Raw genomic sequence first — 15,344 nt, forward strand, 5'->3', positions numbered from 1 at the left:
CCCGTGCGTGGGGGCGAGCAGGCCGATCAGCATCCCGACGATCACGGCCACGGCAAGGGTGATCCACAGGCGAATTTTCATCGAAGTCTCCTGGATGTAACGCTCCGTGGTCACAATACCCCTAATCGTGACGGATCGCGATGGCCGATTCGCCGAATCAGGGATCGAGTCGCCTGTTTTGCCATTCGTCAGGCAGTCTTGGCATCGTCATGGAATACGCGATCCCCACCAGCATCGTCCTCGTCGCCGGCGTCGTGCTCGCGCTCGTCGCCCAATGGAAGGGCTGGCGGCCGTCCCTGGTCGTCACGCTCACGCTCGGCATCGCCGTACGCGTGCTGATCATGGTCCTGTCGGCCAGGGACACCCAGTGGCAGCCGGTCGACTACGTCAACAGCTTCCAGCCCGCCGGCGTGGCGATCCTCGACCACCGCGACCCGGTGCTCGAGAGCAACGGCGGATGGCACTTCCTCCCGACGATCCCCTACATGTACGGCCTGCTGCTGTGGCTGGGCATCCCGTGGGAGTACGCCGGCCGCATCGTCACCGTCGTCGCCGACGTCGTGCTGATCCCGCTGGTCGGCAAGCTGGCCGGGGCGCGGACCGAGAAGCTGCGCGCCTTCCAGTACGCCTGCAACCCCCTCGCCATCCTCGTCGCCTCCGTGCACGGCCAGGTCGAGCCGGTCTCTCTGGTCTTCGGAGTCGCGGCGTACATCGTGGCACGCGGCCCGGGTGACTGGCGGCGGCCCGAGCCGCTGCCGTGGGCCCGCCTGCGGCTCGCGAACCGTGACCTGCCGCTGCCCTGGATCTCGCCGGGCGAGATCGTGCGGCGCATCGTCCACCCGTCGCAGGAGGACCGCGCCGCGACGGGCCGGGCCGTGTGGGCGGGGCTGCTCATGGGGCTCGCGCTCTGCGCGAAGAGCTGGCCGGTGATCCTCGTGCCGGCCCTGCTGATGTTCCTGCCCGGGCTGCGCAGCCGCCTGGTCTCGCTGGTCGCGACCGGCGTCTCGCCGGTGTTCTTCCTGCTGACGCTCCCGATCGGCGGCTGGACGGAGTGGCGGCAGCTTCCCGAGGTGCTCAACACCATCGGGCTGCGGCCCAGCGACGTCCGTCCGATCACGGGCGACTGGGGCTGGACCGCGCTGGTCAGCGGGGGCAACTGGAACCTCGACCCGCTCCCGGCAAGGATCGGCCAATACCTCATCTACGCCGCGATCGTGGCCTGCCTCGTCTGGTGGCGCAAGGCCGACCCGGTCGACGTCACGATCGCGATCCTGCTGGCCTTCATGATCTTCACCCCGCGCCTCGGTGCGCAGTATCTGCTGTGGTTCATGCCGTTCCTGGTCGCCCGGCCCACCCGCTGGGCCTGGCCGGCGATCCTCGGCAGCACGCTGTGGGCCGCGATCGGATACATCGTGCTCACGCAGTTCAGCGGGCCAAAGTGGGGCGAGCTGCACGCGCCCTGGGCGATCAGCTCGCTGGTGCTGTTCCCCGTGCTGATCGCGGCCATCCCGTGGCGCCGCAGGTACGCGCAGGCCACGCCGTCGCCGGTCCCGGGGGAGAAGAAGACCGTCCCCGCCGCCTGAGACGGGGTCCCGCCGGGTCTCAGGTCACGATGAGGCGGACCATGTGGCCGTGGCTTTTGAAGCCGGGCGGGTCGCCCTCGAGCATTCCGGTCACGCACTCGAACACGCCCGGTGCGGCCTGCCGTACGAAGAAGACGGTCTCGGCGATCGCCGACAGCAGCCGGATCACGTCGCGGAGCACGTGGACGCCCTCCCTGTCGCCGGCCAGCGACACCGTCACCTCGTACACACCGTCGTCGAGCAGGCGCTCGCCGGTCAGCAGCCACTCCGACCCGCATGCCCGGCGCAGGTGGGGGAGCAGATGCGCCTCGGGTTCCTCCGTCACCCAACCGTCTCGTGCCATCGCGTCGAGCAGGGCGGACACCTGTGGCTCCATCGCCGAGGCGTCCGTGATCCCGGTGAAGCGCTCGTCGTTGTCCCATCGCCGCATGATCAGACCCTAAGTCGGAGCACGGCGGCGCACCCCGCAGACGCTCCGTGTCGGGCCCCGTCCGACGGCCCTGCGGATGCCTTCGCCCGGAATGTCGCCCACGGCCGCTAGCGTCTCCACCCGCACGCGTGATCGCCACGGGAGGGACGCATTGGCCGAACTGATCCGCAGCGTCGAGGACGAGGTGCCGATCTCCTACGGCCGCTTCGACCTCCTGGACGCGTCCGGCCTCGGCGCCGAGGCCGAACCGGAAGAGGCGGCCGGCGCGCTGCTCGCCGAGCCCGGGCAGGTCGCCCTGGGCCAGGTCGGCGTGAGAAGCCAGGCGTGGGCGTGGAACGCGCGCGTACGGATGGAGGCGTGGGACGCCGAACCTCCCCCACCGGGTGAGCCCTGGACGGAGGCCGGGCAGGTCCTCTATCTGAGTCCGGGCGGCATCGTCGGGCTGTGTGGCCTCATGCGGGCCCCGTCGGGGCAGCGGCTGCTGCTGGGTCCGCCGTTCTTCGCCTACGGCCTGCGGGCCTATGCCGGACCGGTTCGTACGGAGCCGGTCGACGGCGACGAGAGCGTCACCGAAGCCGTCGAGGAGGCGTGGCTGCTGCGGTTCTGGCCGCTCGCCGACACCGCCGGTCCGGCGCTGGGCGCGGAATCCGAGGCGGGCGGCATGGCCGCGGCCCGGATGCGTGAGGTCCTTCCGCTCGATCCCGGCTCCGCCGCGCCGCGGCCGGAGGAGTGGCCCGCGCTGCGACCGTTGCCGCGACCCGCGCCCGCGATGGTGATCCGCTGGTCCTACCCTGCCGAGGACCTGCCGGACGGCGACGCCGAACGCCGCTTCACTGTGCCGCAGGAGACGCGCGGCTCCTGGCGGCGTCTGGACGAGACACTGGGCGACCTGCGCATCGACATGCTCGGCAACCTCCCCGCGGCCATCGGCTCCTGGTCGCAGGAGGAGCTCGAGCGATACGCGACACAGTTGCGCGTGAGCCGGCGCATCGGCGCGGAGCTGAACCCGCATCGAGCACCCACCCTGCGGCTCGAGGAGGCCCACGTGCGCACCGTCCTGATCGGGCCCTACCCCGGCTTCAGCGGCCGCGCCTGGGTGTGGGCCTCCGGCGAGAACGCCCATAGCGACGCTCTGTCGCTCGACAGGGAGGTCGTCGCCCGCGACCGCATCCGCCGCGGAACGCTGCTCACCGGGATCGTCACCATCCTGCGCAACGAGAACGGCTTCGTCGAGGTCCGTGCGGCCACCGACGCCGAGGCCGCACGAGTGCTCGGCGTCGAACGGCTGCGAGGCTGACATGGCCCGACGGCCTCACCGGGGTTCGGGCTGTTCCGGCCGCGGGTCGGGGTGGGGCGCCGGAGAGCGTTCGGGTAACCGCCCGGAGATGAGCGCGGCGGCCCAGGCGCCGTCCGGATCGCTGTCGACGAGCAGGGCACGGACGAGCAGGCTCAGCGGGATCGCCAGCAGCGCACCGAGCGGACCGAGCACCCACGCCCAGACGATCAGCGACAGGAATGTGGCCGTGGTGGACAGCCCCACGGCGTCACCCAGGAACTTCGGCTGGATGAACGACTGGATCACCACGTTGATCGCGATGTACGCCACGATCACCAGCAGCATCGTCTTGGGCCCGCCTTCCAGCAGCCCGAGCAACGCCGGCGGGATGAGGCCCAGGATGAATCCGATGTTCGGGATGTAGTTCGTGATGAGGGCGAGCACCCCCCACAGCAGCGGGAGCGGCACGCTCAGCACGTACAACGCGATGACGTCCAGGACCGAGCAGATGAGGCCGAAGACGGTCGAGACGATCAGGTAGCGGCGGGTCCTGTACGTGAAGGTCTTGAGCGCACGGGCGAGGGCGGGCCGTTCCGCCGAGGCGGCGTCCACGATCCGGGCGAACACGGGGGCGTCGAGGCTCATGGCCAGCAACAGCACGACGATCAGAAACAGGCTCGACAACACTCCCAGAAGGCTGCTCAAGACGCTCTGTGCGACGCCGATCAACTTGCCGAAATCGAGCGACGACAGCGCCTTGTTGAGCTGTTCACTCCCGTAGCCGAGGCCCGCCGCCCAGTGCTGGAGGTCGGCCACCATCGCGTTGAACTGCTCCGCGTACGTGGGAGCCAGGATGGCGAGCTGCGCGGCGGCGAGGCTGAGCACCGCGACCATGCCGAGCAGGACCAGCAGCACCACGGCAAGGGGAACGGCCACCTGCAGCCACACCGGAGACTTGTGGCGGGCGAGCCAGCCGCGTACCGGGGAGACGGCGATGACGAGGGTCAGTGCCAGGACGACCGGGCCGACGATCGAGCCCACCGCCTGGACGCCGGCGAGGGTGATCACTGCGGCCGCGGCACAGACCAGCACGATCAGGGCACGAGGGAACCCCTGTCGAGTCACGTCCCGTTCCTACCCCTTCTCCTTGTGGAAAGGCTGTGCAAGGTGGATCAGTCGTAGCACGCCCCGGCCCCTACCCTTGCTCGCGCGGGCGAGTCGTGACGGGAATGAAGCCGGGCCTCAGGCCGTTCGATTCGTGCGGAACTTCCATCCGGTTCACGACCTGCGGGAATAGGTCTCCGGGCGGGTGCGTTGGAGCTTACCCGGGCCAAGTCGCCGGCAGGCCCTGGTAATCTTGTGGTGTCGGCGCGGTTCGGCGCACTCCTCTTCGATCACTTCGGTGGTTGTCTTGTGTGTGCGGGCTGGTTGCCGGCGGCTCCTCGTGCTTTTCGGGTACGTCCCGCAGCGCGGCGCGTACGGCGCCACGTCCACCGTGCGCGACCTCGACACGAGCGGCCTGGCGGGCAGGCTGACCCACGTCCTCTACGCCTTCGCGAACATCGACCCCGGCTCGCTGACCTGTCTCACCGGGGTCACCCGGCCGCTCGCGCCCGACCCGAACGACCCCGACCAGGGCGACGGCGCGGGCGACGCCTGGGCCGACTACCAGCGCGGTTTCACGGCGGCCGAGTCGCTGGACGGCGTGGCCGACCCTCCGGACGCCCCGCTCGCCGGCAACTTCAACCAGCTGAAGAAGCTCAAGGCCCGCCACCCCGGCCTGAAGGCGCTGATCTCGATCGGCGGCTGGACCTACTCCAAGTACTTCTCCGATGTGGCGCGGACCGCCGCCACCCGGCAGAGGTTCGTGAAGTCGTGTCTCGACGCGTACATCAGGGGCGACCTGCCGGGCGCCGAGGGCAGGGGTGGTCCGGGCAGCGCGGCGGGCGTCTTCGACGGCATCGACGTCGACTGGGAGTGGCCCGGCGGCGAGGGGCACCTGGGCAACCACACCGGCGTCGACGACAGGCGGAACCTGACGGCCCTGCTGGCCGAGTTCCGCGCGCAACTCGACGCGCTCGGCGCGGCCACCGGCCGCCGCTACCTGCTCACGGTCTACATCCCCGCCGACGACGATCGCATGGATGCCGGGTTCGACCTGGAGAAGCTGGTCGGCCTCGTCGACTTCGTCAACGTGCAGCGCGACGGCCGGCACGCCGTCCGCGAGGGCGCGATCCTGCGCTGAGCCGGCCACACCCTGCCCCTCAACCGTGCCCGTGCCCGCCTCAAACGTGCCTGCCTCAACGTGCTCGCACTTGACCGTGGCCGCCTCAACCGTGCCCGGCTTAACGGACGAGCAGCCGGCCCTTAACGCGCGCATAACCCGGTTCCGCGCGTCTACCAGCGCTGACAAGGTTCGTTAGGAACGCTGTCGAATTGGGTCTTGTGAACCAGCGACCGCGAAGCTACGATCCGTACAACTCTTAGGAAACTTTCCTAAAAGAACGACCGGGAGCCGACAATGGCCCTTCCTCACCCCTAGCGTCTTCCTCTCGCGTCCCGTCACCAGACGCCCTTGAGTGCCGTACGGCCGGTGCTGTTCCGATCGGCCGCCTCCGTCAGGCGCCGGCCGTACGGATTCCCATGACCTCCCCGTTCACCCCCCCACAGAGGTTGTGTCTATGCAAACCAGGTACGTCTGGCGTGCGCTCGCCGCGATTGCCGCACTCGCGCTCGCTCTCGTCGCGGTGCCCGCCGAGGCCGCCACGGTCAAGGCCGTCTTCTCCGCCGACTCCGACTGGGGCTCCGGCTACCAGGGCCGGTACACCCTCACCAACACCGGCACCGCCGCGACCTCCGGCTGGACGGTCGAGTTCGACCTCCCCGCGGGCTCGACGGTCGGGTCCTACTGGGACGCGCTGATGACGCGTTCCGGCGACCACTACACCTTCAAGAACCGTGAGTACAACGGCGGCCTGGCTGCCGGAGCCTCCACGACGTTCGGCTGGGTGAACAGCGGCCCCGGCAAGCCGGCGAACTGCCGCCTGAACGGCGGCTCGTGCGACGGTGTCACGACCTCGCCGTCCCCCTCACCGAGCGCGTCCCCCAGCACGTCTCCGAGCCCGCCGCCGCCCGCGCCCGGGGCCCTGCGCACCGCGCCGTACGTGGACATGGGCGCCTGGCCGACGCCGAGCCTGAGCGCGATGGCCTCGGCCTCCGGCCTGAAGAGCTTCACCCTCGCGTTCGTCACCGCGTCGGGCTGTAAGGCGATGTGGTTCAACGCGTACGACCCACGGCAGAAGTGGGCGAAGGACCAGATCGACGCGATCCGGGCCGGCGGCGGGGACGTCAAGGTGTCCTTCGGCGGCGCGACCGGCATCGAGCTCGCCCAGGCGTGCACGGACGTGAACGCGCTGGTCGCCGAATATGACGCCGTCGTCACCGCCTACGGCCTGAAGTACATCGACCTCGACATCGAGGGATCGGCGGCGGCCGAGCCCGCGTCCATCGCTCGCCGGTCGCAGGCGCTCGCCCGGCTGCAGCAGGCCCACCCCGACCTGAAGATCTCCCTCACGCTGCCCGTGCTGCCGAACGGCCTGACCGCCGACGGCCTCAACGTGGTCCGGTCCGCGCGCGACGCCGGGGTCAGGCTCGACGCCGTCAACGTCATGGCCATGGACTACTACCAGTCCGTCGACTACGGCGACGCGGCGGTCCAGGCGGCCAACAGCACCTTCACGCAGCTCAAGAGCCTGTATCCCAGCCTGTCCGACGCCCAGGTGTGGCGGATGGTCGGGGTCACGCCGATGCTGGGCCAAAACGACGACGGCCGGATCTACAACCAGGACGACGCCCGCCAGCTCGTCGCCTTCGCCAAGGACAAGCACCTCGGCCTGCTGGCCTTCTGGGAGACGACCCGCGACCGCAACGCCTGCACCGGGGCGCTCTACTCCTGCACCAACATCCCCCAGTCGCCCTACGAGTTCTCCAAGATCTTCGCTTCGTACACGGGATGAGGCACATGAAGAAGCTCATCGGCCTGGGCGCGGCGGCGTCCCTCGCCTTCGCCGGGCTGCTCACGGCGACGTTCACCGGCCCGGCCCATGCCGCCAACATCGCGGCGAATCCGGGGTTCGAGTCGGGCCTGTCGGGGTGGACGTGCGCGTCCTCTGCGCAGGTGGTGTCGAGTCCGGTGCACGGCGGGTCGAAGGCGTTGTCGGCGACTCCGGCCGGCGGTGACTACGCCCGGTGCCAGCAGACGATCAGCGTCAAGCCGTCCACGACCTATGCGCTGTCGGCGTGGGTGCAGGGCAACTACGTGTTCCTCGGGGCGACCGGCACGGGGGTGAACGCCCAGACGTGGGGGTCGCCGGGGGCGTCGTGGTCGCAGTTGTCCACGTCGTTCACCACGGGGTCGTCCACGACGAGCGTGACGATCTACGTCAACGGCTGGTACGGCCAGGGCGCCTACTACGCCGACGACGTCGTCCTCGATGGCCCGGGCACCTCGCCCTCTCCTTCACCTTCTCCGTCGGCGTCACCTTCGGCGAGCCCGAGCCCGTCGCCATCACCGTCACCGTCGACCTCGCCGAGCCCGCCGCCACCAAGCGGGAAGCGGCTGATGGCCGGCTACCTGCACGCCTCGTTCGCCAACGGCTCCGGCTACGTCCGGATGGCCGACGTCCCCGACGCGTGGGACATCATCGACCTGGCCTTCGGCGAGCCGACCTCGCCCACCTCGGGTGACATCCGGTTCACCCGCTGTCCGGTGACGGAATGCCCGAACGTCGAGAGCGACGCCGACTTCGTCGCGGCCATCCGCGCCAAGCAGGCGGCCGGCAAGAAGGTGCTGATCTCGATCGGCGGCCAGAACGGGGTCGTCCAGCTCACCACCACCGCCGCCCGCGACAAGTTCGTCCAGTCCGTCGCCGCGATCATCGACAGGTACGGCCTGGACGGCCTCGACATCGACTTCGAGGGCCACTCGCTGTCGCTGAACCCCGGCGACACCGACTTCCGCAACCCGACCACCCCGGTGGTCGTGAACCTCATCTCCGCGATCAAGACGCTCAAGGCCAGGTATGGCGCGAAGTTCACGCTCACCATGGCCCCCGAGACGTTCTTCGTCCAGCTCGGCTACCAGTTCTACGGCTCGGGCCAGAACGGCACGGCCGACGCCCGCTCCGGGGCGTACCTGCCCGTGATCCACGCGCTGCGTGACGACCTCACGCTGCTGCACGTCCAGGACTACAACTCCGGGCCGATCATGGGCCTCGACAACCAGTACCACACGATGGGCGTGGCCGACTTCCACGTCGCCATGACCGACATGCTGCTCACCGGCTTCCCCGTGGCCGGTGGCGCGACCTTCCCGCCGCTGCGTCCCGAGCAGGTCGCGATCGGCCTGCCGGCCGCGCCGTACGCCGGCAACGGCTACACGAGCACGGCCGAGGTGCAGAGCGCCTTCGGCTGCCTGGCGAAGGGGACGGGCTGCGGTTCCTACCGGCCGCACGGCGTCTTCCCCGGCCTGCGCGGCCTCATGGCCTGGTCCGTCAACTGGGACAAGTACACGGGCTCCGAATTCTCCCGCTCCCACAGGGCGTATCTCGACGCCCTGAAGTGATCCCCCCACCCACCCCCCACCTTTGCGAGGAAGAATGCAGCTTCGCTTCGGTACGGGCCGGCGCGCCAGGGCGGCCCTGGCCCTGCTCGCCTCCCTCCTCCTGGCCGTCGCCGGACTGGTCGCGGGAACGACCGCGTCCGCCTCGGCGGCCCCGAACAGCGTGGTCATGCTGGCCTACCCGGCATGGGCCCCGAACACCTGGTACGCCATCGGCGCCCGGGTGACCTACAACGGCGTCGACTACGAGTGCATCCAGGCGCACACGTCCCTGACGGGCTGGGAGCCGCCGAACGTCCCGGCCCTCTGGAAGCAGGTCAGCGGCGGGGGCAACCCGTCCCCGAGCCCGTCGCCTACGCCTCCGTCCGGCGCGCCGGGCAAGCCCGGCAACCCGGCCGTCACCGGCACCACGAACTCGTCGATCTCGCTGTCGTGGTCCGCGTCGAGCGGCGCGGTGACCGGCTACCGCGTCTACGAGGGCACCTCGGTCAAGGCGACCGTCAGCGGCACCAGCGCCACGGTTTCCGGCCTCGGCACCTGCACCACCCACACGTACACGGTCAAGGCGTACAACTCGAACGGCGAGTCCGCGGCGAGCGGTTCGGTGACGGGCACCACCACGGGCTGCACCAGCGGCGGCGGCAAGCTGCCCGGTGCGCCGTACCTGTACGAGGGCTGGGGCAACCCGCCGAACCCGGCCACGGTCATGAACGCCACCGGGGTCAAGCAGTTCACGATGGCCTTCATGCTCTCCGGCGGCGGCTGCACCCCGGCGTGGGACGGCTCCCGCCCGCTGTCCGGCAGCGTCGACGCCACCGCGATCTCGCAGATCAAGGCCGCGGGCGGCAACGTCCAGATCTCATTCGGCGGCTGGCAGGGCAACAAGCTCGGCCCGAACTGCTCCAGCTCGTCCGCCTTCGCCTCGGCCGTCCAGCAGGTCATCAACGCCTACAACCCGGCCGCGGTCGACTTCGACATCGAGAACACCGACGAGTTCGAGAACGAGGCCGTCCAGGATCGCATCCTCGGCGGGCTCAAGATCATCAAGCAGAACAACCCGAACGTCAAGGTCGTCGTCACCTTCGGCACCAGCACGACCGGCCCGACCTACTACGGCACCCGGCTGATCAACCAGTCGAAGGCGCTGGGCGTGAATATCGACAACTACACGATCATGCCGTTCGACTTCGGCGGCGGCGCCAACATGTACCAGAACACCGTCAACGCGGCCGAGGGCCTGAAGAACGCGCTGAAGGCGGCCTGGGGCTGGACCGACGCCCAGGCGTACGCCCACATGGGCATCTCGGGCATGAACGGCCTGTCCGACCAGCAGGAGCTCACCTCCGTGGCCACCTGGACCCAGATCCGCGACTGGGCCAACTCGCATGGCCTGGGCCGGCTCGCCTTCTGGGCGGTCAACCGCGACCGTGGCTGCCCGGGCGGCGGCGTGGTGTCGAACTGCAGCGGCATCGCGCAGAACGACTGGGACTTCACCAGGATCACCGCGGGCTTCTGACCCGCCTTATACCGACGGTGAGGGATCCGGGCACGGCCCGCCGGACCGGATCCCTTCGCCGCCGCGCGCGGTGTGAGCGCGCCTATCCGAGTCGGGCGTCCATGAGCAGGCGGCCGGTCCGGCGGGGACGACCCCCCTACCCGCCGCGCCGGTCGCCCCCGTGCGTGGGGGCGAGCAGGCCGATCAGCATCCCGACGATCACGGCCACGGCAAGGGTGATCCACAGGCGAATTTTCATCGAAGTCTCCTGGATGTAACGCTCCGTGGTCACAATACCCCTAATCGTGACGGATCGCGATGGCCGATTCGCCGAATCAGGGATCGAGTCGCCTGTTTTGCCATTCGTCAGGCAGTCTTGGCATCGTCATGGAATACGCGATCCCCACCAGCATCGTCCTCGTCGCCGGCGTCGTGCTCGCGCTCGTCGCCCAATGGAAGGGCTGGCGGCCGTCCCTGGTCGTCACGCTCACGCTCGGCATCGCCGTACGCGTGCTGATCATGGTCCTGTCGGCCAGGGACACCCAGTGGCAGCCGGTCGACTACGTCAACAGCTTCCAGCCCGCCGGCGTGGCGATCCTCGACCACCGCGACCCGGTGCTCGAGAGCAACGGCGGATGGCACTTCCTCCCGACGATCCCCTACATGTACGGCCTGCTGCTGTGGCTGGGCATCCCGTGGGAGTACGCCGGCCGCATCGTCACCGTCGTCGCCGACGTCGTGCTGATCCCGCTGGTCGGCAAGCTGGCCGGGGCGCGGACCGAGAAGCTGCGCGCCTTCCAGTACGCCTGCAACCCCCTCGCCATCCTCGTCGCCTCCGTGCACGGCCAGGTCGAGCCGGTCTCTCTGGTCTTCGGAGTCGCGGCGTACATCGTGGCACGCGGCCCGGGTGACTGGCGGCGGCCCGAGCCGCTGCCGTGGGCCCGCCTGCGGCTCGCGAACCGTGACCTGCCGCTGCCCTGGATCTCGCCGGGCGAGATCGTGCGGCGCATCGTCCACCCGTCGCAGGAGGACCGCGCCGCGACGGGCCGGGCCGTGTGGGCGGGGCTGCTCATGGGGCTCGCGCTCTGCGCGAAGAGCTGGCCGGTGATCCTCGTGCCGGCCCTGCTGATGTTCCTGCCCGGGCTGCGCAGCCGCCTGGTCTCGCTGGTCGCGACCGGCGTCTCGCCGGTGTTCTTCCTGCTGACGCTCCCGATCGGCGGCTGGACGGAGTGGCGGCAGCTTCCCGAGGTGCTCAACACCATCGGGCTGCGGCCCAGCGACGTCCGTCCGATCACGGGCGACTGGGGCTGGACCGCGCTGGTCAGCGGGGGCAACTGGAACCTCGACCCGCTCCCGGCAAGGATCGGCCAATACCTCATCTACGCCGCGATCGTGGCCTGCCTCGTCTGGTGGCGCAAGGCCGACCCGGTCGACGTCACGATCGCGATCCTGCTGGCCTTCATGATCTTCACCCCGCGCCTCGGTGCGCAGTATCTGCTGTGGTTCATGCCGTTCCTGGTCGCCCGGCCCACCCGCTGGGCCTGGCCGGCGATCCTCGGCAGCACGCTGTGGGCCGCGATCGGATACATCGTGCTCACGCAGTTCAGCGGGCCAAAGTGGGGCGAGCTGCACGCGCCCTGGGCGATCAGCTCGCTGGTGCTGTTCCCCGTGCTGATCGCGGCCATCCCGTGGCGCCGCAGGTACGCGCAGGCCACGCCGTCGCCGGTCCCGGGGGAGAAGAAGACCGTCCCCGCCGCCTGAGACGGGGTCCCGCCGGGTCTCAGGTCACGATGAGGCGGACCATGTGGCCGTGGCTTTTGAAGCCGGGCGGGTCGCCCTCGAGCATTCCGGTCACGCACTCGAACACGCCCGGTGCGGCCTGCCGTACGAAGAAGACGGTCTCGGCGATCGCCGACAGCAGCCGGATCACGTCGCGGAGCACGTGGACGCCCTCCCTGTCGCCGGCCAGCGACACCGTCACCTCGTACACACCGTCGTCGAGCAGGCGCTCGCCGGTCAGCAGCCACTCCGACCCGCATGCCCGGCGCAGGTGGGGGAGCAGATGCGCCTCGGGTTCCTCCGTCACCCAACCGTCTCGTGCCATCGCGTCGAGCAGGGCGGACACCTGTGGCTCCATCGCCGAGGCGTCCGTGATCCCGGTGAAGCGCTCGTCGTTGTCCCATCGCCGCATGATCAGACCCTAAGTCGGAGCACGGCGGCGCACCCCGCAGACGCTCCGTGTCGGGCCCCGTCCGACGGCCCTGCGGATGCCTTCGCCCGGAATGTCGCCCACGGCCGCTAGCGTCTCCACCCGCACGCGTGATCGCCACGGGAGGGACGCATTGGCCGAACTGATCCGCAGCGTCGAGGACGAGGTGCCGATCTCCTACGGCCGCTTCGACCTCCTGGACGCGTCCGGCCTCGGCGCCGAGGCCGAACCGGAAGAGGCGGCCGGCGCGCTGCTCGCCGAGCCCGGGCAGGTCGCCCTGGGCCAGGTCGGCGTGAGAAGCCAGGCGTGGGCGTGGAACGCGCGCGTACGGATGGAGGCGTGGGACGCCGAACCTCCCCCACCGGGTGAGCCCTGGACGGAGGCCGGGCAGGTCCTCTATCTGAGTCCGGGCGGCATCGTCGGGCTGTGTGGCCTCATGCGGGCCCCGTCGGGGCAGCGGCTGCTGCTGGGTCCGCCGTTCTTCGCCTACGGCCTGCGGGCCTATGCCGGACCGGTTCGTACGGAGCCGGTCGACGGCGACGAGAGCGTCACCGAAGCCGTCGAGGAGGCGTGGCTGCTGCGGTTCTGGCCGCTCGCCGACACCGCCGGTCCGGCGCTGGGCGCGGAATCCGAGGCGGGCGGCATGGCCGCGGCCCGGATGCGTGAGGTCCTTCCGCTCGATCCCGGCTCCGCCGCGCCGCGGCCGGAGGAGTGGCCCGCGCTGCGACCGTTGCCGCGACCCGCGCCCGCGATGGTGATCCGCTGGTCCTACCCTGCCGAGGACCTGCCGGACGGCGACGCCGAACGCCGCTTCACTGTGCCGCAGGAGACGCGCGGCTCCTGGCGGCGTCTGGACGAGACACTGGGCGACCTGCGCATCGACATGCTCGGCAACCTCCCCGCGGCCATCGGCTCCTGGTCGCAGGAGGAGCTCGAGCGATACGCGACACAGTTGCGCGTGAGCCGGCGCATCGGCGCGGAGCTGAACCCGCATCGAGCACCCACCCTGCGGCTCGAGGAGGCCCACGTGCGCACCGTCCTGATCGGGCCCTACCCCGGCTTCAGCGGCCGCGCCTGGGTGTGGGCCTCCGGCGAGAACGCCCATAGCGACGCTCTGTCGCTCGACAGGGAGGTCGTCGCCCGCGACCGCATCCGCCGCGGAACGCTGCTCACCGGGATCGTCACCATCCTGCGCAACGAGAACGGCTTCGTCGAGGTCCGTGCGGCCACCGACGCCGAGGCCGCACGAGTGCTCGGCGTCGAACGGCTGCGAGGCTGACATGGCCCGACGGCCTCACCGGGGTTCGGGCTGTTCCGGCCGCGGGTCGGGGTGGGGCGCCGGAGAGCGTTCGGGTAACCGCCCGGAGATGAGCGCGGCGGCCCAGGCGCCGTCCGGATCGCTGTCGACGAGCAGGGCACGGACGAGCAGGCTCAGCGGGATCGCCAGCAGCGCACCGAGCGGACCGAGCACCCACGCCCAGACGATCAGCGACAGGAATGTGGCCGTGGTGGACAGCCCCACGGCGTCACCCAGGAACTTCGGCTGGATGAACGACTGGATCACCACGTTGATCGCGATGTACGCCACGATCACCAGCAGCATCGTCTTGGGCCCGCCTTCCAGCAGCCCGAGCAACGCCGGCGGGATGAGGCCCAGGATGAATCCGATGTTCGGGATGTAGTTCGTGATGAGGGCGAGCACCCCCCACAGCAGCGGGAGCGGCACGCTCAGCACGTACAACGCGATGACGTCCAGGACCGAGCAGATGAGGCCGAAGACGGTCGAGACGATCAGGTAGCGGCGGGTCCTGTACGTGAAGGTCTTGAGCGCACGGGCGAGGGCGGGCCGTTCCGCCGAGGCGGCGTCCACGATCCGGGCGAACACGGGGGCGTCGAGGCTCATGGCCAGCAACAGCACGACGATCAGAAACAGGCTCGACAACACTCCCAGAAGGCTGCTCAAGACGCTCTGTGCGACGCCGATCAACTTGCCGAAATCGAGCGACGACAGCGCCTTGTTGAGCTGTTCACTCCCGTAGCCGAGGCCCGCCGCCCAGTGCTGGAGGTCGGCCACCATCGCGTTGAACTGCTCCGCGTACGTGGGAGCCAGGATGGCGAGCTGCGCGGCGGCGAGGCTGAGCACCGCGACCATGCCGAGCAGGACCAGCAGCACCACGGCAAGGGGAACGGCCACCTGCAGCCACACCGGAGACTTGTGGCGGGCGAGCCAGCCGCGTACCGGGGAGACGGCGATGACGAGGGTCAGTGCCAGGACGACCGGGCCGACGATCGAGCCCACCGCCTGGACGCCGGCGAGGGTGATCACTGCGGCCGCGGCACAGACCAGCACGATCAGGGCACGAGGGAACCCCTGTCGAGTCACGTCCCGTTCCTACCCCTTCTCCTTGTGGAAAGGCTGTGCAAGGTGGATCAGTCGTAGCACGCCCCGGCCCCTACCCTTGCTCGCGCGGGCGAGTCGTGACGGGAATGAAGCCGGGCCTCAGGCCGTTCGATTCGTGCGGAACTTCCATCCGGTTCACGACCTGCGGGAATAGGTCTCCGGGCGGGTGCGTTGGAGCTTACCCGGGCCAAGTCGCCGGCAGGCCCTGGTAATCTTGTGGTGTCGGCGCGGTTCGGCGCACTCCTCTTCGATCACTTCGGTGGTTGTCTTGTGTGTGCGGGCTGGTTGCCGGCGGCTCCTCGTGCTTTTCGATCTTCTGGGTCTGGTGGT

General features: G+C 69.9%; 12 protein-coding genes. 8 read left to right on the forward strand and 4 right to left on the reverse strand.

The genetic code is table 11. The features are described 5' to 3' along the window. Positions 1-209: 209 nt before the first annotated feature. Entirely contained in the window at positions 210-1,583 is a 1,374-nt protein-coding gene (locus tag IL992_RS40755) for a hypothetical protein (protein WP_193208635.1), read from the forward strand. Positions 1,584-1,602: 19 nt separating this feature from the next. Here the strand turns inward: IL992_RS40755 and IL992_RS40760 are convergent, their stop codons facing one another. Continuing rightward, positions 1,603-2,013, reverse strand: a complete 411-nt coding sequence (locus IL992_RS40760; RefSeq protein WP_193208636.1) for a hypothetical protein — start codon at positions 2,011-2,013, stop codon at positions 1,603-1,605. 151 nt (positions 2,014-2,164) lie between these two features. Here IL992_RS40760 and IL992_RS40765 point away from each other — a divergent pair, with 151 nt between their 5' ends. Further along, positions 2,165-3,310, forward strand: a complete 1,146-nt coding sequence (locus IL992_RS40765; protein WP_193208637.1) for a hypothetical protein — start codon at positions 2,165-2,167, stop codon at positions 3,308-3,310. A gap of 15 nt (positions 3,311-3,325) precedes the next feature. Here the strand turns inward: IL992_RS40765 and IL992_RS40770 are convergent, their stop codons facing one another. After that, positions 3,326-4,414 carry an AI-2E family transporter gene (locus tag IL992_RS40770; protein ID WP_193208638.1) on the reverse strand — a complete coding sequence of 363 codons (1,089 nt, stop codon included), beginning with the start codon at positions 4,412-4,414 and terminating at the stop codon, positions 3,326-3,328. A gap of 319 nt (positions 4,415-4,733) precedes the next feature. On the opposite strand from IL992_RS40770, the gene IL992_RS40775 reads away from it, so the two are divergent. The 5 genes from IL992_RS40775 (at position 4,734) to IL992_RS40795 (ending at position 12,165) form a co-directional block, all read left to right on the forward strand. Then, positions 4,734-5,534, forward strand: coding sequence for a glycoside hydrolase family 18 protein (locus tag IL992_RS40775; protein WP_319019146.1), 801 nt, complete (start codon positions 4,734-4,736; stop codon positions 5,532-5,534). 436 nt (positions 5,535-5,970) lie between these two features. Continuing rightward, positions 5,971-7,305: a cellulose binding domain-containing protein gene (locus IL992_RS40780; protein ID WP_193208632.1), complete on the forward strand. Its 1,335-nt coding sequence runs from the start codon at positions 5,971-5,973 to the stop codon at positions 7,303-7,305. Between the two features lie 5 nt (positions 7,306-7,310). After that, positions 7,311-8,912 carry a chitinase gene (locus tag IL992_RS40785; RefSeq protein WP_193208633.1) on the forward strand — a complete coding sequence of 534 codons (1,602 nt, stop codon included), beginning with the start codon at positions 7,311-7,313 and terminating at the stop codon, positions 8,910-8,912. Positions 8,913-8,946: 34 nt separating this feature from the next. Beyond that, positions 8,947-10,425: a carbohydrate-binding protein gene (locus IL992_RS40790; RefSeq protein ID WP_193208634.1), complete on the forward strand. Its 1,479-nt coding sequence runs from the start codon at positions 8,947-8,949 to the stop codon at positions 10,423-10,425. 366 nt (positions 10,426-10,791) lie between these two features. Beyond that, complete coding sequence (locus tag IL992_RS40795) at positions 10,792-12,165, forward strand: hypothetical protein (RefSeq protein WP_193208635.1); 1,374 nt, start codon at positions 10,792-10,794, stop codon at positions 12,163-12,165. A gap of 19 nt (positions 12,166-12,184) precedes the next feature. On the opposite strand, the gene IL992_RS40800 is transcribed toward IL992_RS40795, so the two are convergent. Continuing rightward, complete coding sequence (locus IL992_RS40800; RefSeq protein WP_193208636.1) at positions 12,185-12,595, reverse strand: hypothetical protein; 411 nt, start codon at positions 12,593-12,595, stop codon at positions 12,185-12,187. 151 nt (positions 12,596-12,746) lie between these two features. Here IL992_RS40800 and IL992_RS40805 point away from each other — a divergent pair, with 151 nt between their 5' ends. Beyond that, positions 12,747-13,892 (forward strand): hypothetical protein, encoded by a 1,146-nt coding sequence (locus IL992_RS40805; protein ID WP_193208637.1) that lies wholly within the window; start codon positions 12,747-12,749, stop codon positions 13,890-13,892. Positions 13,893-13,907: 15 nt separating this feature from the next. On the opposite strand, the gene IL992_RS40810 is transcribed toward IL992_RS40805, so the two are convergent. Beyond that, entirely contained in the window at positions 13,908-14,996 is a 1,089-nt protein-coding gene (locus tag IL992_RS40810) for an AI-2E family transporter (protein WP_193208638.1), read from the reverse strand. Positions 14,997-15,344 lie beyond the last annotated feature (348 nt).

It is taken from the genome of Microbispora sitophila (assembly GCF_014892245.1).
Classification (GTDB): Bacteria; Actinomycetota; Actinomycetes; order Streptosporangiales; family Streptosporangiaceae; genus Microbispora; species Microbispora siamensis.

Excerpts from the sequence above, each read along its gene's own strand:
- IL992_RS40785 (WP_193208633.1), top strand. The coding sequence starts at position 7,311 with ATGAAGAAGCTCATCGGCCTGGGCGCGGCGGCGTCCCTCGCCTTCGCC.
- IL992_RS40790 (WP_193208634.1), top strand. The coding sequence starts at position 8,947 with ATGCAGCTTCGCTTCGGTACGGGCCGGCGCGCCAGGGCGGCCCTGGCC.
- IL992_RS40760 (WP_193208636.1), bottom strand. The coding sequence starts at position 2,013 with ATGCGGCGATGGGACAACGACGAGCGCTTCACCGGGATCACGGACGCC.
- IL992_RS40800 (WP_193208636.1), bottom strand. The coding sequence starts at position 12,595 with ATGCGGCGATGGGACAACGACGAGCGCTTCACCGGGATCACGGACGCC.
- IL992_RS40795 (WP_193208635.1), top strand. The coding sequence starts at position 10,792 with ATGGAATACGCGATCCCCACCAGCATCGTCCTCGTCGCCGGCGTCGTG.
- IL992_RS40755 (WP_193208635.1), top strand. The coding sequence starts at position 210 with ATGGAATACGCGATCCCCACCAGCATCGTCCTCGTCGCCGGCGTCGTG.
- IL992_RS40780 (WP_193208632.1), top strand. The coding sequence starts at position 5,971 with ATGCAAACCAGGTACGTCTGGCGTGCGCTCGCCGCGATTGCCGCACTC.